This window comes from Chromobacterium haemolyticum (assembly GCF_009936155.1).
Lineage (GTDB): Bacteria > Pseudomonadota > Gammaproteobacteria > Burkholderiales > Chromobacteriaceae > Chromobacterium > Chromobacterium haemolyticum.
In genome coordinates this window covers 1,131,764-1,154,667 of the sequence record NZ_AP019312.1, presented here as the reverse complement: position 1 = coordinate 1,154,667, position 22,904 = coordinate 1,131,764, and the positions used below count along the sequence as shown (strand labels likewise).

Annotated in this window: 19 protein-coding genes and 2 riboswitches; of the genes, 3 read left to right on the top strand and 16 right to left on the bottom strand. The window is 61.6% G+C overall.

The features are described from left to right. Positions 1 to 120: 120 nt before the first annotated feature. The 3 genes from gcvP to gcvT form a co-directional block, all read right to left on the bottom strand. Positions 121 to 2,973 (bottom strand): aminomethyl-transferring glycine dehydrogenase, encoded by a 2,853-nt coding sequence (gene gcvP, locus GYH29_RS05455; RefSeq protein ID WP_107732686.1) that lies wholly within the window; start codon positions 2,971 to 2,973, stop codon positions 121 to 123. Positions 2,974 to 3,096: 123 nt separating this feature from the next. Continuing rightward, positions 3,097 to 3,483, bottom strand: coding sequence for a glycine cleavage system protein GcvH (gene gcvH / locus GYH29_RS05450; protein WP_019103296.1), 387 nt, complete (start codon positions 3,481 to 3,483; stop codon positions 3,097 to 3,099). Positions 3,484 to 3,556: 73 nt separating this feature from the next. Next, positions 3,557 to 4,645: a glycine cleavage system aminomethyltransferase GcvT gene (gene gcvT / locus GYH29_RS05445; RefSeq protein ID WP_043591851.1), complete on the bottom strand. Its 1,089-nt coding sequence runs from the start codon at positions 4,643 to 4,645 to the stop codon at positions 3,557 to 3,559. Between the two features lie 41 nt (positions 4,646 to 4,686). Continuing rightward, positions 4,687 to 4,783, bottom strand: a riboswitch (glycine riboswitch). 14 nt (positions 4,784 to 4,797) lie between these two features. After that, positions 4,798 to 4,889: riboswitch (glycine riboswitch) on the bottom strand. A gap of 245 nt (positions 4,890 to 5,134) precedes the next feature. Between gcvT and GYH29_RS05440 the strand changes: the two genes are divergently transcribed. After that, positions 5,135 to 6,820, top strand: coding sequence for a dihydroxyacetone kinase family protein (locus GYH29_RS05440; RefSeq protein ID WP_043591853.1), 1,686 nt, complete (start codon positions 5,135 to 5,137; stop codon positions 6,818 to 6,820). 45 nt (positions 6,821 to 6,865) lie between these two features. Here the strand turns inward: GYH29_RS05440 and GYH29_RS05435 are convergent, their stop codons facing one another. The 3 genes from GYH29_RS05435 to gluQRS all read right to left on the bottom strand — a co-directional run bounded on the left by GYH29_RS05435 (position 6,866) and on the right by gluQRS (position 10,402). Continuing rightward, complete coding sequence (locus tag GYH29_RS05435; protein WP_019103293.1) at positions 6,866 to 7,609, bottom strand: M15 family metallopeptidase; 744 nt, start codon at positions 7,607 to 7,609, stop codon at positions 6,866 to 6,868. Positions 7,610 to 7,748: 139 nt separating this feature from the next. Continuing rightward, positions 7,749 to 9,089, bottom strand: coding sequence for an amino acid permease (locus tag GYH29_RS05430; protein ID WP_019103292.1), 1,341 nt, complete (start codon positions 9,087 to 9,089; stop codon positions 7,749 to 7,751). Between the two features lie 425 nt (positions 9,090 to 9,514). Then, on the bottom strand, positions 9,515 to 10,402 hold the full coding sequence (gluQRS, locus tag GYH29_RS05425; protein WP_043591856.1) for a tRNA glutamyl-Q(34) synthetase GluQRS: 888 nt from the start codon (positions 10,400 to 10,402) through the stop codon (positions 9,515 to 9,517). Between the two features lie 135 nt (positions 10,403 to 10,537). Here gluQRS and fdxA point away from each other — a divergent pair, with 135 nt between their 5' ends. Continuing rightward, on the top strand, positions 10,538 to 10,861 hold the full coding sequence (fdxA, locus tag GYH29_RS05420) for a ferredoxin FdxA (protein ID WP_019103290.1): 324 nt from the start codon (positions 10,538 to 10,540) through the stop codon (positions 10,859 to 10,861). Between the two features lie 151 nt (positions 10,862 to 11,012). Here fdxA and cheD read toward each other — a convergent pair whose 3' ends face one another. From cheD to GYH29_RS05370, 10 genes are all read right to left on the bottom strand, one after another. Next, on the bottom strand, positions 11,013 to 11,621 hold the full coding sequence (gene cheD, locus GYH29_RS05415) for a chemoreceptor glutamine deamidase CheD (RefSeq protein ID WP_019101361.1): 609 nt from the start codon (positions 11,619 to 11,621) through the stop codon (positions 11,013 to 11,015). Then, a complete protein-coding gene (locus GYH29_RS05410; protein ID WP_019101360.1) occupies positions 11,618 to 12,694 on the bottom strand; it encodes a protein-glutamate methylesterase/protein-glutamine glutaminase in 1,077 nt (358 codons plus the stop codon). The genes cheD and GYH29_RS05410 overlap by 4 nt, the downstream gene beginning before the upstream one ends. A gap of 37 nt (positions 12,695 to 12,731) precedes the next feature. Next, on the bottom strand, positions 12,732 to 13,559 hold the full coding sequence (locus tag GYH29_RS05405) for a CheR family methyltransferase (protein ID WP_043591860.1): 828 nt from the start codon (positions 13,557 to 13,559) through the stop codon (positions 12,732 to 12,734). 40 nt (positions 13,560 to 13,599) lie between these two features. After that, complete coding sequence (locus tag GYH29_RS25100) at positions 13,600 to 15,951, bottom strand: methyl-accepting chemotaxis protein (RefSeq protein ID WP_198001641.1); 2,352 nt, start codon at positions 15,949 to 15,951, stop codon at positions 13,600 to 13,602. Between the two features lie 34 nt (positions 15,952 to 15,985). Beyond that, a complete protein-coding gene (locus tag GYH29_RS05395) occupies positions 15,986 to 16,504 on the bottom strand; it encodes a chemotaxis protein CheW (RefSeq protein WP_232060519.1) in 519 nt (172 codons plus the stop codon). Next, positions 16,501 to 18,513 carry a chemotaxis protein CheW gene (locus GYH29_RS05390; protein ID WP_232060512.1) on the bottom strand — a complete coding sequence of 671 codons (2,013 nt, stop codon included), beginning with the start codon at positions 18,511 to 18,513 and terminating at the stop codon, positions 16,501 to 16,503. The genes GYH29_RS05395 and GYH29_RS05390 overlap by 4 nt, the downstream gene beginning before the upstream one ends. Positions 18,514 to 18,560: 47 nt before the next feature. Beyond that, positions 18,561 to 18,926 carry a response regulator gene (locus GYH29_RS05385; RefSeq protein WP_019101355.1) on the bottom strand — a complete coding sequence of 122 codons (366 nt, stop codon included), beginning with the start codon at positions 18,924 to 18,926 and terminating at the stop codon, positions 18,561 to 18,563. Between the two features lie 259 nt (positions 18,927 to 19,185). Then, on the bottom strand, positions 19,186 to 20,238 hold the full coding sequence (locus tag GYH29_RS05380; protein WP_146176140.1) for a SpoIIE family protein phosphatase: 1,053 nt from the start codon (positions 20,236 to 20,238) through the stop codon (positions 19,186 to 19,188). Between the two features lie 20 nt (positions 20,239 to 20,258). Beyond that, complete coding sequence (locus GYH29_RS05375; protein ID WP_039754785.1) at positions 20,259 to 20,564, bottom strand: STAS domain-containing protein; 306 nt, start codon at positions 20,562 to 20,564, stop codon at positions 20,259 to 20,261. 40 nt (positions 20,565 to 20,604) lie between these two features. Beyond that, positions 20,605 to 21,762, bottom strand: coding sequence for a sensor histidine kinase (locus GYH29_RS05370; protein ID WP_043591864.1), 1,158 nt, complete (start codon positions 21,760 to 21,762; stop codon positions 20,605 to 20,607). A 179-nt stretch (positions 21,763 to 21,941) separates the two neighbouring features. Here GYH29_RS05370 and GYH29_RS05365 point away from each other — a divergent pair, with 179 nt between their 5' ends. Further along, positions 21,942 to 22,895, top strand: a complete 954-nt coding sequence (locus GYH29_RS05365) for a chemotaxis protein (protein WP_019103159.1) — start codon at positions 21,942 to 21,944, stop codon at positions 22,893 to 22,895. Positions 22,896 to 22,904 lie beyond the last annotated feature (9 nt).

Below are 22,904 nucleotides of genomic sequence, written 5' to 3'. Positions count from 1 at the left end.
TCATATCCTCCATTAAATATGATAGTCGTATATTCACTCAACTCCAGTGTCAGATGGCCGCGTCTACACGCAAAAAAGCCCCGGCCAAGGCCGGGGCTGCTTTACGCTTGCCTGCGCGAATCAGGCGTAGCTGTCGGTGGACGGGCAACTGCACACCAGATTGCGGTCCCCGTAAACATCGTCGATGCGGTTGACGCTGGGCCAGAACTTGTTTTCCAGCACATAGGGCAGCGGGAACAAGCCGGTTTCACGGCTGTACGGACGCTGCCACTCGCCTGCGATGTCCGCCTTGCTGTGCGGCGCGTTGCACAGCGGATTGTCGTCCGCAGGCCACACGCCGTTCTGCACTTTGTCGATTTCCTGACGGATCGCCGCCATCGCCGCGATGAAACGATCCAGTTCCGCCTTGGGCTCGGACTCGGTCGGCTCAATCATCAGCGTGCCCGGCACCGGGAAGCTCATGGTCGGCGCGTGGAAGCCGTAATCCATCAGCCGCTTGGCTACGTCCACCTCGGTCACACCGCTGGCGGCCTTGAGCGGGCGCAAGTCGATGATGCACTCATGAGCCACCCGGCCGTTGGCGCCGGTGTACAGCACCGGAAAGTGCTCGGCCAATCGCGTCGCCACATAGTTGGCGGACAACAAGGCGTTCTCGGTGGCCTGCTTCATGCCCTCCGCGCCCATCATCGCGATGTACATATAGGAGATAGGCAAAATGGAGGCCGAACCGAAGGGCGCAGCCGACACCGCGGTCTGACCGGGCAGGGCGGTGGGCACCGACGCCACCACGTGGTTGGCGATGAACGGGGCCAAATGCGCCTTCAAACCAATCGGGCCCATGCCCGGGCCGCCGCCGCCGTGCGGGATGCAGAAGGTCTTGTGCAGGTTCATGTGCGACACGTCAGCGCCGATGTCGGCCGGACGGCACAAGCCCACCTGGGCGTTGAGGTTGGCGCCGTCCATATACACTTGGCCGCCGTGTTGATGGATGATCGCGCAGATTTCGCGAATGGGCTGCTCAAATACGCCGTGGGTGGACGGGTAGGTAATCATCAAGGCCGCCAGCTGCGCAGAATGCAGCTCGGCTTTCGCCTTCAGATCGGCAACGTCGACGTTGCCCGCCTCGTCGCAGTCCACCACCACCACCTGCATATTCATCATCTGCGCCGTGGCCGGGTTGGTGCCGTGAGCGGAACGCGGAATCAGACAGATATTGCGCTGGCCGTCACCGCGCGACTCGTGGTAGCGGCTGATTGCCAACAGGCCGGCGTACTCGCCCTGGGCGCCGGAGTTGGGCTGCATCGAGATGATGTCGAAGCCGGTGATCGCGCGCAGCTGCGTTTCCAGACCGGCGATCATTTCCAGATAACCCACTGTCTGTTCGCGGGGCGCGAACGGATGCATATTGGCGAACTCCGGCCAGGTGATCGGAATCATTTCGCTGGTGGCGTTCAGCTTCATCGTGCAACTGCCCAGCGAGATCATCGAATGATTCATCGCCAGGTCGCGGCTTTCCAGTTTCTTCATATAGCGCAGCATCTCGTGCTCGCTATGATGGGTGTTGAACACCGGGTGGCTCATGAAAGCGGATTCGCGCTTCAACCCGGCCGGAATCGCATCGGCAGCCGCGGCGTCCAAGGCGGCGATATCGGCGCTCTTGCCTGTGAAGATTTCAATCAGACGCGCCAGATCGGTTTCAGTGGCCGCCTCGTGGAAAGCCACGCCCAACACATTGCCGCCTGCGCGGCGCAGATTGTAGCCGGCGGCCAACGCCGCCTGATACACCGCGTCGGCCTTGGGAGCGTCAACTTGCACCGTGTCGAAGAAACGATCGAACACCAGCTTGCCGCCATCGGCCTTGACCGCGTGCGCGAAAATGGCGGCCAGACGGTGGATGCGGGCCGCGATGCGCTTGACGCCCTCCGGGCCGTGATACACCGCGTACATGCCGGCGATATTGGCCAGAAGCACCTGGCTGGTGCAGATATTGGAGTTGGCTTTTTCGCGGCGGATGTGCTGCTCGCGGGTCTGCAGCGCCATGCGCAGCGCGGTCTTGCCTTTGGCGTCCACGGACACGCCGATGATGCGGCCAGGCGCCGAGCGCTTCATTTCGTCCTTGAACGCGAAATAGGCGGCGTGCGGTCCGCCGAAGCCCATTGGCACGCCAAAGCGCTGAGTGTTGCCGATGGCGACGTCCGCGCCCATCTCGCCCGGAGATTTCAACGCCACCAAGGCCATGATGTCGGCGGCCACCACCGCCACCGCGCCCTTGGCCTTGACCGCGGCGATGTGCGGGGTCAGGTCGATCAAGTCGCCGGCCTCGCCCGGATACTGGAACAAGGCGCCGAAGTATTCGCCCTTGCCCGCCTCTTCCGGGTGGCCCAGTACCAGCTCAAAGCCGAAATACTTGGCGCGGGTCCGCATCACGTCCAGGGTTTGCGGCAGCACGCGGCTGTCCACGAAGAACTGGCCGGACTTGGCCTTGGACACCCGGCGCGCCATCGCCATCGCCTCGGCGGCGGCGGTGGCCTCGTCCAGCAAGGACGCGTTAGCCAGTTCCAGGCCGGTCAGGTCGATCACCATTTGCTGGAAATTCAGCAAGGCTTCGAGACGGCCTTGGGCGATCTCCGCCTGGTACGGGGTGTAAGCGGTATACCAGCCCGGGTTTTCCAGCAGGTTGCGCAAGATCACCGTTGGGGTCAGCACCGGGTAATAACCCTGGCCGATGAAGGATTTGTTGACCACATTCTTGGCGGCGACAGCCTTCAGCGCTGCCAGCGCCTCGGCTTCCGGCATGGGGTCCGGCAGCTCCAATTTGCGGTTCAGGCGGATGTCGGCCGGCAGCGTCTGCGCCACCAGTTCGTCAATGGAGGCCACGCCGATAGCGGCCAGCATTTGCTCGCGCTCTGCGTCGGACGGGCCGATGTGGCGGGAGATGAATTCTTTGCGGTTGAAAAGTTCGGAGAGAGACATGAGTACGAGACCTTCTGTGCTTGCCGTCCGCGCCGCGGCTTTCGCGGCCAATCGGGTGTTGCTGGATATCCGGGCGAAAAAAACGCCTCGCGGCCAATCAGGACTGCGAGGCGGTTTTCACCATCAGGCGCCAATTTCCTTGGCGTAGGCGGCGGCGTCCATCAGGGCGTCCAGGTCCGCCGGATTCGCCGGCTTGATCTTGAAGAACCAGCCCGCCCCGTAGGGTTCGCTATTGGCCAGTTCCGGTTCGGCTTCCAGTTCCTCGTTGATGGCCAGCACTTCGCCGGCAACCGGACAGTAAATGTCGGAAGCGGCCTTCACCGACTCCACCACGCCGGCCTGCTCTTCCTTGGCCAGCTTGGCGCCCACTTTCGGCAGTTCGACGAAAACGATGTCGCCCAGCAATTCTTGCGCATGCTCGGTAATGCCCACGGTCACGGAACCGTCAGCTTCCAGACGCAGCCATTCGTGGCTTTCAACGTATTTGAGTTCGGCGGGGATGTTGCTCATGAGTGTCTCCAGTCAAATCCAGGTCTTAACGATTATTCCCGGCCGCGTCGCGCGGCCTGCCTGAGCGATCGGCTCAGGCGAAAACTTTCTTGCCGTTGCGCACGAAAGGCATCTTGACCACGCGCACTTCGGTCAAGGTGCCGCGCAGGTCCACCAGCGCCTTGTCGCCTGTGCCTGCCGGCACGCGCGCGATCGCGATGGAATGCTTGAGCGTGGGCGAGAAGGTGCCGCTGGTGATCACCCCTTCGCCCACCCCTTCCACCACCACTTTCAGACCTTCGCGCAGCACGCCGCGCCCTTCCAGTACCAGGCCCACTTGCTTGGTCTTCACGCCGGCGGCTTTCTGCGCCTCTAGCGCCTTGCGGCCGATGAAGTCGCGCTCTGCCGGTTCCCAGGCGATGGTCCAACCCATGCCGGCTTCCAGCGGGGAAACGGTTTCGTCCATATCGTGGCCGTACAGATTCATGCCGGCCTCCAGCCGCAGGGTGTCGCGCGCGCCCAGACCGATGGGCGCCACGCCGGCAGCCTGCAATTGTTGGAAGAAAGCGGCGGCTTCAACGCCGGGCAGCATCACTTCCAGGCCGTCTTCGCCGGTATAGCCGGTGCGGGCATAGAACCAGTCTCCTGCCGGCTGGCCTTGAAACGGCTTCAAGTTCTGGATGACGGCGGCGAGTTCGGGCTTGACCGAACAGACCTTGGCAATGGCTTGCGGGCCTTGCACCGCCAAGATGGACAGATCGCGTCTTACTTTGATGTCGACGTTGAAGTCCGCCTTGTGCCCTTCCATCCAGGCCAGATCCTTGTCGGTGGTGCCGGCGTTGACCACCATGCGATAGCCGTAGGAGGTCAGGTAGACGATCAGATCGTCCACCACGGTGCCGTCGGGCGTGAGCATGCCGGAATACAGCGCCTTGCCTTCGAAGCCCAGCTTGGCCACGTCGTTGGCGATCAGCCGCTGGAGCCAGGCCTTGGCGTCCGGCCCGCTGATGTCCAGCACCGTCATATGGGAAACGTCGAACATGCCGGCGTCGTTGCGCACAATTTCATGTTCTTTTAGTTGGGAGCCGTAATGGATGGGCATTTCCCAGCCGGCGAAATCGACCATCTTGGCGCCGGCGGCGATGTGGGACTCAAACAGGGGGGTGCGTTTCGGGGCCGTCATTGGTGCGTCCTTAGCAAAAGCGTGTAGTGTTGCTCTATTCCCTACACCCCTCTGTCCCTGCACCTGAGATTTTCCGGCCTTGCGACCGTTAGCCCCTTCGGTGGGCATCCGTGGACGCCGCTCTCCAGATTCGGCGAACTGGCTGCGGCCAGTCCGATAATGCAGTCCTTTTGCCTGAGCGATTGCGGGTGCGCTTGCGCCTTCGGCGGTGGCGCGGACGGCCACTCTCTCCTGCATGACGTGCCAGATTATGGTTGCTGGACCGGGCCTTGGCAAGCCGTGTTTATCTTCAACTTAAACAATGACTTAAAATATTCGAAACCGCAAATCATTGAACGGATATTGCTTCGTTTAAGATCGATTACGAACACATTTCACTTCGTTATCGATCACGCAATCGACAAACTCCCCCTCCAAGCAAAGCTGATCGTAAGATGACATCCATCTTTACCCAGCACGAGCTCTATCCGATATGGAAAGGAAACCGCGATGCGAAAACTAATCAACGATCCGCGCCATGTGGCGCGGGAAATGCTGGAAGGGCTGGCCGACACCCTGCCCGGCCTGGCCCTGCTCGAAGAGGAAAACGTCTTGCTGCGCGCGGATCTTCCGGCTGACGGTCAGCTCGACAAAGTGGCGCTGATCTCCGGCGGCGGCAGCGGCCACGAGCCCGCCCACGCCGGCTACATCGGCCACGGCATGCTGGACGCCGCCGCAGTGGGCGACGTATTCACCTCGCCCAGCGTAGACACCGTGCTGGCGGCGATCCGCGCCGTCGCCGGCCCTAAAGGCGTACTGCTCATCATCAAAAACTACACCGGCGACCGGCTGAACTTTGGCCTGGCGGCGGAGCTGGCCCGTGCCGAGGGCATTGCCGTCGACAGCGTGGTGGTGGCCGACGATGTAGCGCTTCGCGACACCGTGGAGCCGGCGCGCCGTCGCGGCATCGCCGGCACCGTCCTGGTGCACAAGATTGCCGGCGCGGTTGCCGCCAGCGGCGCCAGCCTGGCCGAGGTCGCCGCCGCGGCGCGGCAGGCGGCGGAACAGGTAGCCACCATGGGCGTGGCGCTGGGAGCCTGCACCGTGCCGGCGACCGGCCGCCCCGGCTTTCAACTGGACGACGACGAAGTAGAGTTGGGCCTGGGCATTCACGGCGAAGCCGGCGTACGCCGCGTGCCGCGCCAATCCGCCGACGCCTTGTGCGCGACGCTGCTCGACGCCATTGTCAGGGACCGCGGTTGGCAGGCCGGCCAACGGGTGGCAATGCTGGTCAACGGCCTGGGCGGCACTCCGCCGATGGAGCTCGCCATCGTGGCGCGCAGCGCGCTGGCCTCGGCGCGACGGCTCGGCTTGCATGTGGAACGGCTATGGAGCGGTAATTTCATGACCGCGCTGGAAATGCCGGGCTGCTCGCTGTCGCTGCTGGCGCTGGATGAGCAGCGCCTCGGCTGGCTGGATCAAGCCACCCAGGCTCCGGCTTGGCCCGGCTCCGGCCTTCTGCCGGCGCGACGCCAGCTGCGGCCGGCGCCGCCGCGCGCGGCAGCAGGAGCCCTCTCCATCGCCAAAGCCGACCCCAAGCTGCGCGCCGTGGCTTGGGCCGCGGCCAAGGCGCTGGACGCCGCCGAACCGCTGTTGACCGAACTGGACGGAGCGGCAGGCGACGGCGATCTGGGCGTCAGCATGCAGCGCGGCGCGGCGGCGATCCGCGCCTTGCCGGACAGCGCCTGGAGCGATCCGGCCACGGCGCTGCGCACCGTCAGCCAGGCCTTGCGCCAGGCCATCGCCGGTAGCTCCGGCCCGTTCTACTCGACAGCCCTGCTGCGCGCGGCGCGGCGACTGGACTCATCGAACGCGCCCAACCCGCTCGACTGGGCCGCGGCGTTCAAGGACGGCGTTGCCGCCATTGCGGAACTGGGCGGCGCGCAGGTGGGCGACCGCACCATGCTGGATACCTTAACGCCAGCCGCCAACGCTTTCGAAGCCGCTCTGAACGACGGCCAAAGTCCAAACGAGGCGTGGCATTCCGCGCTGAAGGCGGCGGAACGCGGCTGCGCGGCCACCGCCGCCATGCGGCCGCGCTTGGGACGGGCCAGCTATCTGGGCGAACGAGCGCTAGGCGTGCCCGACGCGGGAGCCAGCGCCGCGCTGGTCTGGTTGAAGGCGCTGGCCGGCTAACGCTTGACGATGCGGCCACCGCAAGCACGCGGCGGCCGCGTCAAATCAGGACGGCTCCAGTTCCATGGACGGGTAAACCCAGTCCACGCCCAAAGCCTGCCCCCACAGGCAGTCGCCCAAGTCGTAATGCCACCATTCCTCGGCATAGTTGCTGAAACCGGACTGTTTCATCAGATTGAACAAGACGCGGCGATTGTGACGCACCGCCAACCATCGTTCGGACGAAAAGCCCTGCGCGGGATCGTGCGGCGCTTCGAAGTAGTCGGTGCGCGACGCCGGCTCGGCCGCGTCGAAAGCGGTGCCGAAATCGCAGATCTCCCCGGTATCCCGCCGGCAAATCGCCAGATCAATCGCGCCGCCCGAATTGTGCGGCAGCACCGCGAAACGAGCGGTATCGTCGGGATGGGCGGCAAACAAGCGAGCCTGCCGCTCCACCGCCGCCGCGTCCCAATCCGGATGCGCGGCGCGCACCTCGTCCAACACCATTTGAAATAGATCGGCCTGAGTCTCGCGGCTGCGGTAAGCGTCGAACAACAACAGGCCGTAATCCGGGGCCAGCCGCGCCGCCGCCTCGCGCAAGCGGCGCGCAACAAAGGCCCGTGCCGACATTCGCTCGGCGCAGCCTTTGCGGCCGGCGAGGTAATAGCTGTTTTCCGGAAACAAACCGTCCGCGCGCTCCAGCGCGCAAGGCTCGTTTTCCTCCCGCATCCGCGCCAGCGTTAAAGCGTCCGGCATCGGGTAAGCGAAATCGATGGCGACAAGCAGGCTATCGACGGCGGCTATCCTCATGGCAACTCCCAGTCTGAAACCAAAGCGCCCTAGTAAGCCACCAGCCAGCGGCATAGGCAAGTCCATTTCGCCATGACGACAGCCTTGATCCCAAAGAAAACGCGGCCGAGGCCGCGTGTTGGATCCTGCGCCGCCTCGCTCACGAAGGGTCGGCGTAACGTTCCTTCACTTGCCAGACATAAACCGGCAGGCCCAGCAGCAGCAGGATCATGCCCCACATCACGATGTCGGCACCGGAGCCGTATAAAGCCCACACCGAATAGGCGAAGCCCACACCGGCGAAGCACAGCGGCGCCAGGTAGTCCTTGCGCTGGAACTGCTGGGGGCGCATCAGCATGATGGCCAGCAACGCCATCGAGCAAAACGCGTAAGGCAGCAAGGTAGTGGCGGTGGCCAGCAGAATAATGAACTCGAAAATTTTGACGCCGCCGTCGCCCCCCGCGTATTTCATCGCCATCAGCACCGTCACCAAGCCGCTGGACAACACCAGGCCGAAAATAGGCACGCCTTGCGGGTTCATCTGAGCAAAGCGGCGGGGAAACAGGCCGTCGTGCGCGGCGGCGGCCGGCACATGCGCCTGCATCAAGCTCCAGCCGTTCAGCGCGCCGAAGCAGGAGACAATGGCGCCGAAACCCACCAGATAGTAGCCCCAATCGCCCCACATCAGCCTGGCTGCGTCGGCGAACGGCGCCTGCGAGGCCGCCAGCATCGCCGGCGGCATCAAGCCCATCAAGGCCACCGTGGACAAGATGTAGAGCACCGTGGCGATCAGGGTGCCCAGCACCGTGGCGCGCGGAATGGTTTTTTCCGGCGCGATCACGTCGCCCGCCGGCACCGACGCCGACTCCAGCCCCAGAAAAGCCCACAGGGTCAGCGCCATGGTGGCGGACACCGAACTGAGCAGGGGCTTGTCGTGAGGGTTGAATACGATGTTGTCGGGCTGCAAATGGAAAAACCCGATGAAAGTGACAGCGGCCAACGGCAACAGCTTGAGCAAGGTGGTCGTCACCGCCACTAGGCCGGAACTGCGCGCGCCGCGGCTGTTGATCCAGGTGACAATCCAGATCAGGCTGATGGCGAATACGCCGGCCAGCAGATTATCGTGCCCCAACACCGGAAAGAAGACCTGCATATAACTGGTGGCGGCCACCGCCAGCGCCGCGTTGCCGGCCCACAGCGCAATCCAGTAACCCCAGGCGATCCAGAAGCCGGCAAAGCCGCCGAAGGCTTCATGAATATACGCGTAGGGCCCGCCCTCCTTGGGCAGAATGGCCGCCAGCCGCGCAAACACCAAGGCCAGGCAGATCGCGCCGGCGGCGGTGAGCAGCCAGCCTATCATCGACACGCCGCCGAACGGCGCCAGCGACGCCGGCAACAGGAACACGCCGGAACCGATCATATTGCCCACCACCAGGGCGGTGCACATCCATACCCCCAGCGCCCGGGTCTTGGTCTTGCTGTCTAAATTGGTATTGCTCAAGGCTTGGTCTCCATCGGGCCTGCCGATTGACGGGCGCGCCGCGCGCGCGTGTTTCTACGATCATGCGATGGCGCCGGCGGAACGGGCTTGGCCGATTCCGTTCGCATTCAGACTGATACGGCTGAAAAAGCGCCCATGATAGAGGGCCGCACCCACAAGCTGGGCATGCTTTCTTTAAGCCGCTTGACCGGAGTCAACTGAAGCGGGACTTTGCGCCAGTGCGCGCGCATGAAAAAAAGGCGGCATTAGAACACAAATTCGACATAAAAACATGTCGCATTTTCCGTATGTCAACGAGAAGGCGATGGCAATCCGCTTGTCGCGGCCGATGATGCGCAACAAGCGCGTGCGCAGATGCCAATATAGGTCAGCAGGCAGGGAAAAAAACACGTCAAATGCATATTTTTGGCATAAAAGGGCGCAATTCAGGCGACCACCACCGGCCCTGCCGGCACCCGCGCCAGCGACCAGTGAGTGCGCGCCCACTGCCACAACTCGGCTAAACCGTCGCACTCCTCCGGCGGCGCATGCCCCAGACGGCTCAAGGCCAAACGCAGTGAAGCGGCGGCGTCCTCCGCCGCCACCGCCGGCGCCAGCGTCTGCTTGGACAGTTTCTCCCCCGCGGCGTTAACCAGCACCGGCAAATGACAATAAGCCGGCGTATTCGCGCCCAGCGCGCGCTGTACCGCTACCTGGCGCGGCGTGGACACCAGCAGGTCGGCGCCGCGCACCACATCGCTCACCCCTTGCTCCGCATCGTCCACTACCACGGCCAATTGATAAGCCCAGTAGCCGTCCGCGCGCAGCAAGACAAAATCGCCGATATCGGCCGCAAGGTTCTGTCGGTACGCTCCTTGCAGGCGGTCATCCACCACGGTCTCGCCGGGTTCCACCCGCAGGCGCCAGGCTCGCCCCCCCTCCTCCGGACGCCTCAGCCGGCAATGGCCGGGATAAACGTAACCGTCCAGCCCGCGCCTCGCGGTCTCCGCGATTTTCTTGCGCGTGCAATTACACGGATAAGCGTGGCCGGAGACGATCAATTGCTCCAACGCCTGCCGATACAAGTCGTGGCGACGGCTTTGGTACACCACTTCGCCATCCCACTCGAAGCCATAGGCTTCCAAGGTGCGCAGAATGGCGTCTGCGGCGCCGGCCACCTCGCGCGGCGGGTCCAGGTCCTCCATCCGCAGCAGCCATTCGCCTCCGCGCGCGCGCGCCTCCAGATAACTGCCGACGGCGGTGCACAGGGAGCCGGCATGCAACAAACCGGTGGGACTGGGGGCAAAACGCCCGCGATAGGGAGAAGCGTTCATGACAGATAGGAAATTTACGGCGGCAATGCGTTGTGAAGGGAATTTCTGGCTAATAATGTTGACTGATACGCTCAAATCATCGCCCAGAGGCCGCGCCAAACGGCGCAGCCGGCTTTCGACGACCAAGGAGCCAATATGGCCTACGTTGTAACCGATGCCTGCATCAAATGCAAATACACCGATTGCGTCGATGTCTGCCCGGTGGACTGCTTTCACGAAGGCCCCAACTTCCTGGCGATTGACCCGGAGGAATGCATAGACTGCACGCTATGCGTGGCGGAGTGCCCAGTGAACGCGATCTACGCGGAGGACGACGTGCCGCCCGGACAAGAAGGCTTTGTCGCGCTCAACGCCGAGCTTTCCAAGCTCTGGCCCACTATCACCGAAAAGAAGGATCCGCTGCCGGACCACGAGGACTGGGCGGCGGTCGAAGGCAAGCTGCAACACCTGGAGCGCTGAGAACCGGTTCAAAGTCTCGCGAGCAAGAGCGAGGCAAGGCGAAAACCGCTGAGAAAGCGGAATGTACACGTGGTACATGAGCATTTCGAAGCGGTTTTTAACGCCGTATCGCCGATGCGCAGCAGACATTGAACAGGTTCTGAGAACCGGTTCAAATGAACAGTTCTATATCCCCGGACTTGCCGGCCACCTCCGGCTGCATCACCTGCTGGCGATAGCGGTTCTCCTCGGTGATCACGGTGCGGCTGCGCTTGAGCTTCTTGACCAGCACCTTGCCGCTGTCGGTGAAGAAGTACACTTTGCGCGCGCAGTCGCCCAGCAGGTCTTCGGCCAGGATGGGAATCCTTTCCGCATCCAGATAAGCGTGGATGAAGCGGCGGTTGCGCTCGCCCACGTTCATCACCGACATGCCGTCCAGCACGTTGCCCCCGCCAAACACCTTGGCCTCCATGCGGTGTCGCATCGCGCCCAGCTTCTGCATCTCGGTGATCATCAATTCCATCGCGTGAACGCCAAAGCGCGCGGCGGATGCGCCCTCACCCACCTCGATGCTGCCTTCCGGCAGCAGGAAATGGTTCATGCCCGCGACATTGGCCGCACGGTCCAACATGCACACCGCCACGCACGACCCCAGCAGTGTTACCAACAGCTGCGGCTGGCTGGTAACGTAGAAGCCGCCGGGAAACACTTTCACCGCCTGGCTTTGAAAATGCTTGTCGAAATAGGAATGGCTGCTGAAATGCACCGCGCCGCTGTTCATAACATCGCCTTTTCCGCCCTGCCGTACAGGCAGGCCAAGATTTTGGGGGCCAGCGCTTCCAGTGGCCACTCTTGTTGCACGCCGCCGGCCTTCATCGCCTCGCGCGGCATGCCGTACACCACGCAACTGGCCTCGTTCTGGCCGAATGTGACGGCGCCGGCGTCGCGCATCTTGCGCAGGCCATCCGCTCCGTCCCGCCCCATTCCTGTCAGGATGACGCCGATGGCGCGCTTGCCCAGGCCGCGCGCGGCGGAGTCGAACAGCACATCCACCGACGGCCGGTGCCGGTTCACCCTCTCGCTCTGGTCCAACTCAATGCGGAAACCGCCTGCGGCGGCCTGCACCCGCATATGCCAATTGCCTGGCGCGATATAGGCAACGCCCGTCTTGATCGGCTCGCCGGCTTCCGCTTCCTTCACTCTCATCGGGCAGTAACTGTTCAGCCGTGCGGCGAAACTGCCGGTAAAATACTCGGGCATGTGCTGAGCAATCAGGATGGGCGGCCCGTCGGCCGGCAAGCCGCTCAATAGGGTTCGGATCGCCTCGGTGCCGCCGGTGGAAGCGCCCACAAAAATCATCGCTTGCTGGGCGCTAGCGCCCAGAAAAGGCGTCTGCGGCGCCAAGGCCTCGGCCGTGCGATGAAAGCGGTGCGGCGCACGCACCCTGGCTGCCGCCACCGTCCGGATTTTGTCTCTGATCTCGTGGGCGTAATCGCCCATCCGTCTGGCGATATCGTGCGCCGGCTTGGACATAAAGTCGATCGCGCCCAGCTCCAGCGCCGTCAGCGTCGCCTCCGATCCTTGCTGCGTCAGCGAGGAAATCATCAGCACCGGCGTCGGCCGCAAGCGCATCAAACGACGAAGAAATTCCAGGCCGTCCATGCGCGGCATTTCGACATCCAGCGTGATGACGTCAGGGTCCAGCTCGCGGATGCGCTCGCGAGCGATGAATGGATCGGAGGCGGTAGCCACCACCTCCATGTCTTGCGCCTCGTTGATGATGGAGGTCAGCAGATTGCGGATCAAAGCGGAGTCGTCTACCACCACCACGCGAATTTTCTTGTCGAACCCCATCCACGCTCCCGAATCGATAAAAGGGCGGACACGCCGGCTAGGCCAGCCGATAGCTGGTTTTGCCGCAAGGCAGGAAGGCGTCGCTCAGATGCAGGATGTTTTCCGAATGCCCCAGCAATAGCAAACCGTCCGGGGCCAGATGCCGCGCCATATGATTGAGTATGGCCGCCTGTGTCGGCTTATCAAAATAGATCAACACATTGCGGCAAAAAATGACGTCGAACTCCCCCAGCGGCGGCCACTCATCCGCCACCAGATTCATCTGGAAAAAGGTCACCGCTTCGCGCAAGTGTTTCTTCAAGCGCACCTTGCCGTCGTTGGCACCCACGCCCTTATCGAAAAAACGGCGCAATTGCGGCTCCGGCAACTGGCTGACGCGCTCGCGAAGATAGACGCCGTACATCGCCTGCTCCAATACATGAGTATCAATATCGGACGCCAGCAATTCACAGGGGAATGGCCGTAAAGACTCCGCCAATTCCGCCATGGTCATGGCGATGGAGTAAGGCTCCTCGCCCGTCGAAGACGCCGCGCTCCAGACCCGGTACGGCCGGCCGCGCTTCCGCCAGCGCTCGGCGTGCGCGCGCAGCATGCTGAAATGATGCGGCTCCCGAAAAAACGAAGTCAGATTCGTGGTCAGCGCATTGACAAAGTTCTGCCACTCCCCCGATAAGGCGTCCTGATCCAGCCGGTCCAAGTACTCGGCGAAACTTTTCAGTCCCAAAGCCCGCACTCGCTTGGCCAGCCGCGCGTAGGCCATATGGGTCTTGCTGTCGTTAAGAGCGATGCCGACTCGCCGGTAAACCATGCCGCGGATGCGGCGAAAATCCTCTGGCGTGAACTTGATGTCCAGTTCCAGCCCCATCAACTCGGCCCCCTCGGCTCCACGCTCATCCTAGCCTGCGTCAAAACTCTTCCCACTCGCCGTCCGTCAGATTCACTTGTGGCCGCAGTCGCTCCGGCACCACGATCTTGCCGGCTGGTTTGAGCGGCACGGTCTTGGCTCCGGCGACATGAGCAACGACATGCTCCGCCGTCTGCGCGACGTGCGCCTGCATGGGCCGCAAACGCTGCCCCGGCTCCCCCAGTTTGAATACCTGGACCGCGTCGTCCAAATAACGCGCTTGCTCTTCCAGCGACTCCGCGGCCGCCGCGGCCTGCTCCACCAGCGCGGCATTCTTCTGAGTGTTTTCGTCCATCTGCGTTACCGCCAGATTGACCTGTTCGATGCCCGAGCTCTGCTCAATCGACGCGGCGGAGATGTCGCTCATGATGTCGGCGACGCGGCGGATGGAAATCACAATCTCGTCCATGGTGCTGCCAGCCTCGTCCACCAGCTTGGAGCCGGACTCGACCTTAGCCACCGAGTTGCCAATCAAGCCCTTGATTTCCTTGGCGGCGGCAGCGGAGCGCTGCGCCAGGTTGCGCACCTCGCTGGCCACTACGGCGAAGCCCCTCCCCTGCTCACCCGCCCGCGCGGCCTCCACTGCGGCGTTGAGCGCCAGGATATTGGTCTGGAAGGCGATGCCGTCAATCACGCTGATGATATCGACGATCTTGCGCGCGCTGTCGTTGATCTCGTTCATGGTGGCCACCACATCTCCCACCACTTTGCCGCCGCGCGCAGCGATATCGGAAGCGCCGGTGGCCAGCGTGTTAGCCTTTTTGGCGTTCTCCGCGTTCTGCCGCACTGTACTGGTGATTTCCTCCATGCTGGAAGCGGTTTCCTCCAAGCTGGCCGCTTGTTGCTCGGTGCGGCTGGACAAGTTGGCGTTGCCGGAGGCGATCTCACGCGCGGCGGTGTTGATCGCGTCGGTGGACTCCTTGATATTGGAGACGATTTCCTTCAAGCGCTCCACCGTGGTGTTGGTATCGTTCTGCAACTGGCTGAACAGGCCTTGGTAGTCGCCCTTGATCGCATGGGTGAGATCGCCCTTGGCCAAGGCCGCCAGCACGGTGGCGATATCGCCCAGGCCCTGGCTGGTCACCGCCAGCAGTTGATTGACGCTTTCGCCCAACTGTCGGAAAAAGCCGTCCTTGCCTTCCAGATTGATGCGCCGGTCGAAATCGCCGGCCGCGGCCGCCGAGATGATGCCAGCCACCTCTTTCTCGATCTCAACTTCCCCGGTGCGATCCTTCCACTCCACCACCGTGCCCAGCCGCGAGCCGTCTGTGCCGAATACCGGATTGGCCACCAAGCCGAAAATACGCTCGCCAATATTGATCTGCGCGCGATAAGTGGAGCGCAGGTTGGCCAACAGGTCGCGCTGATGCGCCGGATTGCTGTGGAACACATCCATATTGGTGCCCAGCAAGGCGCGCGCGTCGAAATTGGGCAAGGCTTTGCGCATATCCGCTTCGGCGCGGCGCATCATCTCCAGCACGCTGTGATTGGTGTAGATGATGTTGCGATCATTGTCGGCGATCATCACATTGGTGGAGGCGTTGTCCAGAGCATTGCGCACTCTGATGTTTTCAACCGCCTTCTCGGCCAGCAAACTCATCGACGCGAACAGACTATGCTTATCGCCCGATTTGACCTTGATCTCAGAACGTACCTGGCCCTCGGTCAACTCCCGCATCACCTTGACCAGCTCCGCAGGCTCGCCGCCCAACTGGCGCATCAGCGAACGGATGATGAAGACGCCAAAGCCGATGCCGATCGCCAGCGCCAACAAAGTAAAGCCAAACAGCAGCTTGTAAGCCTGTTGGGAATTGTCGCTGGCATCCTGTCCCGCCTTGCGCATCAGCCCCTCCTCAAACGCGATGTAGCGGTCGATCGAGGTCATGTATTTAAGCTGGGTATCGCGCAGGGTCACGAACAAGTAATCGCGAGCCTGGGCATCCCGTCCCTGCGCTTGCATGCGTCGGAACACATTCAGTTCAGAGCGGAAACTGGCTTCATCGGAGCGCATCGCCTCGAACAGCGGCCGCCCGGCGTTGCCGACATTCGGCTCCAAGGCCGCCATTCGCTGCGTCAGATTGACCAGGCTCTCGTCAATCTGCTGGTTGAGCTCCTTGGTAAGCTGGACATCCTTGGTCAACAACAGATTACGCACGTCCCGCGACGCCAGGTCGACATTGGCAGCAATCTTGTGCGCGGCGCTAACCTGCGGGATATGCACGCTGGAGATATTGACCAGATCGCCGGCCAGGCCCTGCAGTTGTCTGACCGCCAGCGTCATCGCCACCGCCAGCAACAGAATCAACAGGCCGAAGCCCAACATCAGCCGATGGATCACTTTCATATTATTCATGCTCCGCCCCCTCAAAACAGGCTTGCGGCCGCGTTTATACGCGGCCCGCGGTGTCAGTCAACGCCATTTCCTCGCTACCCATCAAACGCTCGATATCGACTACGATGATCATGCGCTCGTCCAGCGTGCCCAGTCCTTCGATATAGGCGGTGTCCACCACCGCGCCAAACTCCGGCGCGGCTCGCAGAGCCTCCCGCTCCAGTTGAATCACATCCGACACCCCGTCCACTACCGCGCCGATGACACGCCCGCACACATTCAACACGATCACCACGGTGAACTCGTTGTACACCGGCTCCCCGATGCCGAATTTCAAACGCAAATCCACGATAGGCACGATATGACCGCGCAAATTGACCACGCCCTTGATGAAGTCTGGCGCGTTGGCGATGCGGGTCACCGCGTCGTAGCCGCGGATTTCCTGCACCTTCAGAATATCAATGCCGTACTCTTCCGCTCCCAGCGTGAACACCAGCAGCTCATTGCCCGAACGCCTGTGCGCCAACCCCGGGTCGTTCCGTTCCGCCACCATTTTTTTTCCTTGTTGTTTCATGCGTCCAGCGTCATCCGCTGGTTGTGCCGCGCAATCGCGGCGATATCCAGGATCATGGCCACCTGGCCGTCTCCGAGAATAGTGGCGCCGGAAATGCCGTCCACCTTGCGGTAATTCGTTTCAAGGTTTTTCACCACAAACTGCTGCTGGCCGATCAAATCGTCCACTAACAGCGCCAGCCTGCTGTTGCCGGCCTCCACGATCACCAGGATCGCCTCGCTCGGGGTCTGTTTCGCTTCGGGGATGGAAAAAAACCGTCCCAACGGCACAATCGGCAGGTATTCGCCGCGAATGCCCACCACCTGGCCGCGCGCGGCCACCGTTTTGATTTCATTCGGTGCAGGCTGCAGCGACTCCAATACCGCCCCCAAGGGCATCACATAGGTTTCCGCGCCGATGCGCACCGACATGCCGTCCATGATCGCCAGCGTCAACGGCAAATGAATGCTGATGGTGGTGCCAATGTCGGCCATGGAGTCAATCTCCACACGGCCGCCCATGCTCTGGATATTGCGCTTGACCACATCCATGCCCACGCCGCGGCCGGAGACCTCGGTCACCTCCGCCGCCGTGGAGAAGCCGGCCTCGAAAATCAGGTTCCAAACTTCAGCGTCGCTTAGCGAATCCGGCGTAGCCAAACCGCTCTGTCTCGCCTTGGCCAATATCCGTTCCCGATTCAGCCCGGCGCCGTCATCGCTGACTTCGATGACGATATTGCTGCCTTGGTGGAAAGCCCGCAGCGTAAGACGCCCCACCGGGCCCTTGCCGCCCGCCAGCCTCGCTTCCGGGGATTCGATGCCATGATCCAGGCTGTTTCGCACCAGGTGGGTCAACGGGTCGGACAATTTCTCGATGAAGCCTTTGTCCAGCTCGGTACTTTCGCCCATCATCGTGAGCTCCACCTTTTTGCCCAAGCGACCGGCCAGGTCCCTCACCACGCGCGGAAAGCGGTTGAACACAAAGGCGATGGGCGTCATCCGGATCGACATCACCGCCTCCTGCAACTCCCTCGCATTGCGTTGCAAAGCGCCGATGCCACCAAGCAGGCGCTCATGCGCCACCGGATCCAGGCCGGCCCCGGATTGTGTCAGCATGGACTGGGTGATCACCAACTCGCCCACTAGGTTGAGCAGCAAATCCACCTTGTCGATATTGACCCGGATAGAATTCTCGCTCGCCGCGCCTCCGCGCGCCGCAGGCTTGGCCGCGTCGAACTCCGGCGCCAGCGCCGGAACTTCGTCCCGCTCCGCCGCCTCGGCAGGCGGGGGCTCGAACAGGCCGAATCCGTCTCCTTCCAGCCATACTGAAGTGTCCGGTTCCGGAGCCGCATCGAGGAACAAGCCGAAACTGCCCTCCTCCTCGACGCCATGATCGACATTGATGCGGAAATGCTCCTGCGGCACGGAAAATGCCAGCGACTCAGCCACCTCCCCGGCGTCCAGCGGCGAAGTGAACACGGCAACCCAGGGCAGCTTGTCAAGCTCTTCGCCGCGCTGCACCACGCTCAAGTCGCCGTGCTCGGCCAGCGACTCCAGCAAGGCGTCGATGTCGACGCCGTCCACCACGTCGATTTCCAGATACAGCGTCCAGTGCCGCGTCTCCTCCGGCGCCCGGCGCGCCTCGGGCTCAGCCGGAGCGGCCGCCAGCGCCTCCAACTGCGCCTTTAGCTGAGCGGCTTGCGCGGCGTCGACATCGCCTTTGCCCTTGTGCGCCGCCAGCATCCCGTACAACACGTCTTTAGCTCGCAGCACCAAGTCCACAAGATCCGAACTCAAGACGCGCGCGCCGCGCCTCACCTCATCCAACAGCGCTTCCAGCACATGAGTCAAATCCGCCATATCGGCGAAACCGAACGTGGCCGCACCGCCCTTGATCGAATGCGCGGCGCGGAACACCGCATGCAAATCCTCCGGCTGCGGACAGGACTGATCCATGCCCAGCAACAGGCTCTCCATGTTGGACAAATGCTCATCCGCTTCATCAAAAAACACCTGATGAAACTGCGACATGTCGATTGCCAAAAGCTCGCTCCTCGTCGTGCCCAAGATCAGCAGATTCAGCCGATCACGCGCTTGACCACATCCAGCAGCTTCTGCGGATCAAAAGGCTTGACCAACCAGCCCGTGGCCCCGGCCGCGCGGCCAAGCGCCTTCATTTGATCGCTAGATTCCGTGGTCAGCATCAGAATAGGCGTCGTTGAATACGCCGGCAGTTTGCGCAAGGAGCGGATCAAGGTCAGGCCATCCATGCCCGGCATGTTTTGGTCGGTCAGCACCAGATTGAACTGGCCTCCCTGCGCCTTGGCCAGGCCGGCGTTGCCGTCCCCGGCCTCCACCACCTCGTAACCAGCGCTTTTCAAGGTGAACGACACCATCTGTCGAATCGAAGCGGAATCGTCAACCGTCAGTATTTTTTTGTGCATAACATCCCCGTTTCAGGAAACCTCCCTGCGTTCGGTCGCCTGACGCGGCTCTTCGCTCGTCGTCAGTCCGACACCGTTTGCGTTGGGTCCGTTTCCCATTCTTTACCTTGCTCGCTCGTCATCACGTTCCGCAACGGCGAGACGACAGATCCGCCCAAGCGCGAAAATTCGCGCAGATATTAATGATTGATCAACTAAAAAGCCCGCCGATTCAAGCCTGAATCCGCGCTGCGCCTACGCATGCGGCCAAGAAACGTCGTTAAACCGGCCGCGGCGACACCGACACGGCGAAAGCCAACGACGACATGTCGTCATTGTATGGGCTGCTGAAGCCTAGCGGAATTGACGGCAAGGGGCCATAGCCGTACGCGTCGGCCGAGGAAACGCTGGACAAGCGCAACAGACGCGACAGCAGGTACGGCAGATCCGACTCTTCCATGCCATCGCTGTGCGCCAGGAAATGCTGGCCCTCCGCCCAAGGCAACGCCAGCGGCGGCTGCAATTCGATGTCGGCGCGCAAGCCAAGCGGACTGCACATGGAGGAAAAACGCCGCTCAAGCCTGGTGGACAGAAACAGCAAGATATCCGGCATGCCGGCATTGACCAGTCGCACCTCGCGAGCTCCCCAGTCAATTTCCAGCAAAGCGCTGCCGACATAGCGCCCGTCGGCCACATGGCGATGCATGAAGGCATTGAGTTCGCGCAACGTCGGCAAGGACAAAGGCTGCCCCAGCAGCACCCGCGACGCCCCCAGCGCCAGCAGTGCGGCGTCCAGCGCCGATCCTTGTCCGTGACCGGACGCGTCCCCAAGGATCAGCAAGGTTCGTTCCGGCAAATCCGCGCGTAACACCACGTCGCCGCCCACCGCCTCTACCGGCTTGACGGACACTTCCAAGGGAAACATGCGGACAGCCGCCTGTTTCGACGGCCTATACAGGGACATGGCGCCGTTTATGATGTCGAACGCCGCCGCGCCGAATAAACACGGGCAAAGCGCATGTTGCTGCCAATGCCAGGCCAGCAGCCGGTTGCGCAGCAAGTCCGCGTCGAAGTCTCCGCGCAGAAAGTGAATATTGGGCGTGGCCAGCCAGGGCGCAGGACGCCCTGACGAAAACACCCACAAGGGCTTGTCGCCCTCCCACTGCTCGAACAGCTCGGCGGGAGCGTCCGCCAGATTCGTCAGCCAAAGGTCCTGCTTGCCGCCCACTGCGAAGTCGGCGCCACCGCAAAACCACCAATCCAGCGCTGACAACCAAGGATCGCCACGAACCCGTGCCTCGGCATCAGCGGACAACCAGGCCCGGATGCGCACAGACGCTCCAATGCTTGAACTTACTTAATGGTGAACATCTTGTTGAAGCAGGCGATTTCAAACACCTGCATCACCGCCTCGCGACAATTGATCAAGGTCATGCTCTTTTTCTGCCCAGCCGCACGCTCCTTCAGCAACAGCAGCATTCCAAGCGCGGAACTATCCAGAAACGGCACCTGATCGAAATCAATCTCAATCTCTTGCACCTCCGGATTGTCCAGCAGTTCCTGGCTGGCCTGACGGAATTCCCGGTGCAGGTTGAAATCGAACTGTCCGATCAGGATCATCTTCCCAACTCTGCCCTCTACTTTGACAATGGGTCTCATGCGGCGTCCTCGGCTTTCTTCTGAATAAACGGCACATCCATCACGGTTGCATCATCGGAAGGCTAAGCTCGAAACAGGCTCCGCCCTCCCCCTTGTTGAAACAACGCACTTGTCCGCCCAGCTCGTCCACCACTTTCTTGACGATGGCCAAGCCCAAGCCTGTACCACCGGGCCGGGTTGTGAAGAACGGTTCAAACATCTTCTCCAACTCCTCGGGATTGAACCCGGGGCCCGAGTCCTCCACCCGAAACAGTAAAGCGGTCTCACCCTCCTCCACCGATAGTCGCACCACATCCCCGCTTGCGGAGAAGTGCCAGGCGTTCTCCAACAGATTCACCAAGGCCCCCTGCAAGGCTTTGCGGTCCACCAAGACCTTTATGGCAGATGACACCACTACATTGCAATCAAAAAGCACGCCTTTTTCATGACATTGTGGTTGCATGACCGCGCGTAAATCCTCCAGCAGCCCCTCCAGATCCAAAGGCTCCAGCGTCGTTACCTGACCACGGACAAAACTCAGCATGTTCTGGATCAAACTCTCCAGCGCCCGCATCCGCGCCAGGCTCTTGTCAACGAAACGAGCGCGGTCTTCCGCCCGCGGAATATCCTGCTTCAAGTTCGCCGTGTACAACATCGCCGTGGCCAACGGCGTGCGCAGCTGATGCGCCAATGCCGCCGCCATGCCTCCCATGGACGCCAACTTCTGCTGGCGGGCCAATTCTCCGGTCAATTGATGCAAACGAGATACATCGTGAATAAGCACAATCTGCCCACCGACAGATGGCAGGTCCTGGCATTGCATCGTCAACACCAAACCCGGCTCCCCATGCAGATGGCAATAAGTGTCGTCCAGCTCCGAACGTACAAGCCCTGCAAGCATGTCTCGCCATAAAGCCCCTACAGAACAACCATTTAGCATCCGGCTGGCCGCGGGATTCACCGCCGAGACCACGCCTTCGGCCGAGACTTGGACCACACCCGCGGGCAGCGCCTCCAGCAGCAAGCCCAAGCGCTCGGCCAGCATCGCGTTCTCATCCCGCTGTTTGCGCAGCTGATTATTGGCTTCGTCCAATTGCGCATTGAGAACTGTCACTTGGCTCTCAAGTTGTCTATATGCATCAATAAGTTGGCCGGATACCGCATTGAATTGCTCGAACGCGGCTTCTAGCTGCTGCTGATCTTTGAGGCTTGAAACCATATGCCGAATCGCTTGCGAGTTATTTGTAAAAACCACTTAAACAGTATGATAATGAATGGGTATCGCTGAGCCAAGCTGTTATCTGGCATGAGGCTCAGCAAAAAAAACCGGGCAAAACCGATATCTGGCGTATAAAGGGTAGTAGTACGCCACTTCAAAAGAATGCAGCGGAGGTTTCTGTGTCAGAGCTTCTCAAAAAAATCGACGCCAGGACGAAACTGGCCGGCACCAACAAGCTGGAAATCCTCCTGTTCTCGTTGGGCCAGGATCAGCGCACGGGGCGCAAGGAAATCTTCGGGATCAACGTGTTCAAAGTGCGCGAAGTCATGCGCACACCGGAAATCACCTCCGCGCCCGAAATGCCCTCCTCGGTGGAAGGCATGGTCAGCCTGCGTGGTGCGCTGGTGCCGGTCATCGACTTGGCCAAATACACCGGCGTGGTGACCAGCAACAAACCGGAAATCATGATCGTCACCGAGTACAACGCCCACACTCAAGGCTTCCTGGTAGAGGCGGTGGACACCATCCTGCGTCTGGACTGGTCCGCAATGCGCGTGCCACCGGAAATGATCACCAACCGCATGGCCGGCCTGGTGACTGCCGTCACCGAACTGGACAATGGCACGCTGGTCATGATGATGGACGTGGAAAAAGTACTGGCGGAAACCACCATCATCGACGACGGCCACACCTTCCTCGGAATCGAGCCGGTCAAGGAACCACGCCGGATTTTCTTCGCCGACGACTCCGCCGTGGCGCGCAAGCAGATTGAACGCACGCTGGAAGCGATGAACATCCAGTACACCTCCGCCATCAATGGCATGCGCGGATGGGAAGAATTGCAGAAAATGGCCAATCAGGCCGACCTGGCCGGCAAAAAACTGTCGGATTCGCTGCACTTAGTGCTGACCGACGTGGAAATGCCGGAAATGGACGGCTATATGCTGACCAAGATGATCAAGAGCGATCCGCGTTTCAACGGCATTCCGGTGTTGATGCACTCCTCCCTTTCCGGTTCCTCGAATCAGAAGCTGGGCGAATCGGTCGGCGTGGATTCCTACGTCGCCAAATTCGAACCGCAGAAACTGTCGATGAAACTGCGCCAGATGCTGAATCTGGAACCCAAAGACTAAAGATCAAGT

Coding starts and splice junctions, on each gene's coding strand:
- gcvP (WP_107732686.1), bottom strand. CDS start 2,973: ATGTCTCTCTCCGAACTTTTCAACCGCAAAGAATTCATCTCCCGCCAC.
- gcvH (WP_019103296.1), bottom strand. CDS start 3,483: ATGAGCAACATCCCCGCCGAACTCAAATACGTTGAAAGCCACGAATGG.
- gcvT (WP_043591851.1), bottom strand. CDS start 4,645: ATGACGGCCCCGAAACGCACCCCCCTGTTTGAGTCCCACATCGCCGCC.
- GYH29_RS05440 (WP_043591853.1), top strand. CDS start 5,135: ATGCGAAAACTAATCAACGATCCGCGCCATGTGGCGCGGGAAATGCTG.
- GYH29_RS05435 (WP_019103293.1), bottom strand. CDS start 7,609: ATGAGGATAGCCGCCGTCGATAGCCTGCTTGTCGCCATCGATTTCGCT.
- gluQRS (WP_043591856.1), bottom strand. CDS start 10,402: ATGAACGCTTCTCCCTATCGCGGGCGTTTTGCCCCCAGTCCCACCGGT.
- fdxA (WP_019103290.1), top strand. CDS start 10,538: ATGGCCTACGTTGTAACCGATGCCTGCATCAAATGCAAATACACCGAT.
- cheD (WP_019101361.1), bottom strand. CDS start 11,621: ATGAACAGCGGCGCGGTGCATTTCAGCAGCCATTCCTATTTCGACAAG.
- GYH29_RS05410 (WP_019101360.1), bottom strand. CDS start 12,694: ATGGGGTTCGACAAGAAAATTCGCGTGGTGGTGGTAGACGACTCCGCT.
- GYH29_RS05405 (WP_043591860.1), bottom strand. CDS start 13,559: ATGGGGCTGGAACTGGACATCAAGTTCACGCCAGAGGATTTTCGCCGC.
- GYH29_RS25100 (WP_198001641.1), bottom strand. CDS start 15,951: ATGAATAATATGAAAGTGATCCATCGGCTGATGTTGGGCTTCGGCCTG.
- GYH29_RS05395 (WP_232060519.1), bottom strand. CDS start 16,504: ATGAAACAACAAGGAAAAAAAATGGTGGCGGAACGGAACGACCCGGGG.
- GYH29_RS05390 (WP_232060512.1), bottom strand. CDS start 18,513: ATGTCGCAGTTTCATCAGGTGTTTTTTGATGAAGCGGATGAGCATTTG.
- GYH29_RS05385 (WP_019101355.1), bottom strand. CDS start 18,926: ATGCACAAAAAAATACTGACGGTTGACGATTCCGCTTCGATTCGACAG.
- GYH29_RS05375 (WP_039754785.1), bottom strand. CDS start 20,564: ATGAGACCCATTGTCAAAGTAGAGGGCAGAGTTGGGAAGATGATCCTG.
- GYH29_RS05370 (WP_043591864.1), bottom strand. CDS start 21,762: ATGGTTTCAAGCCTCAAAGATCAGCAGCAGCTAGAAGCCGCGTTCGAG.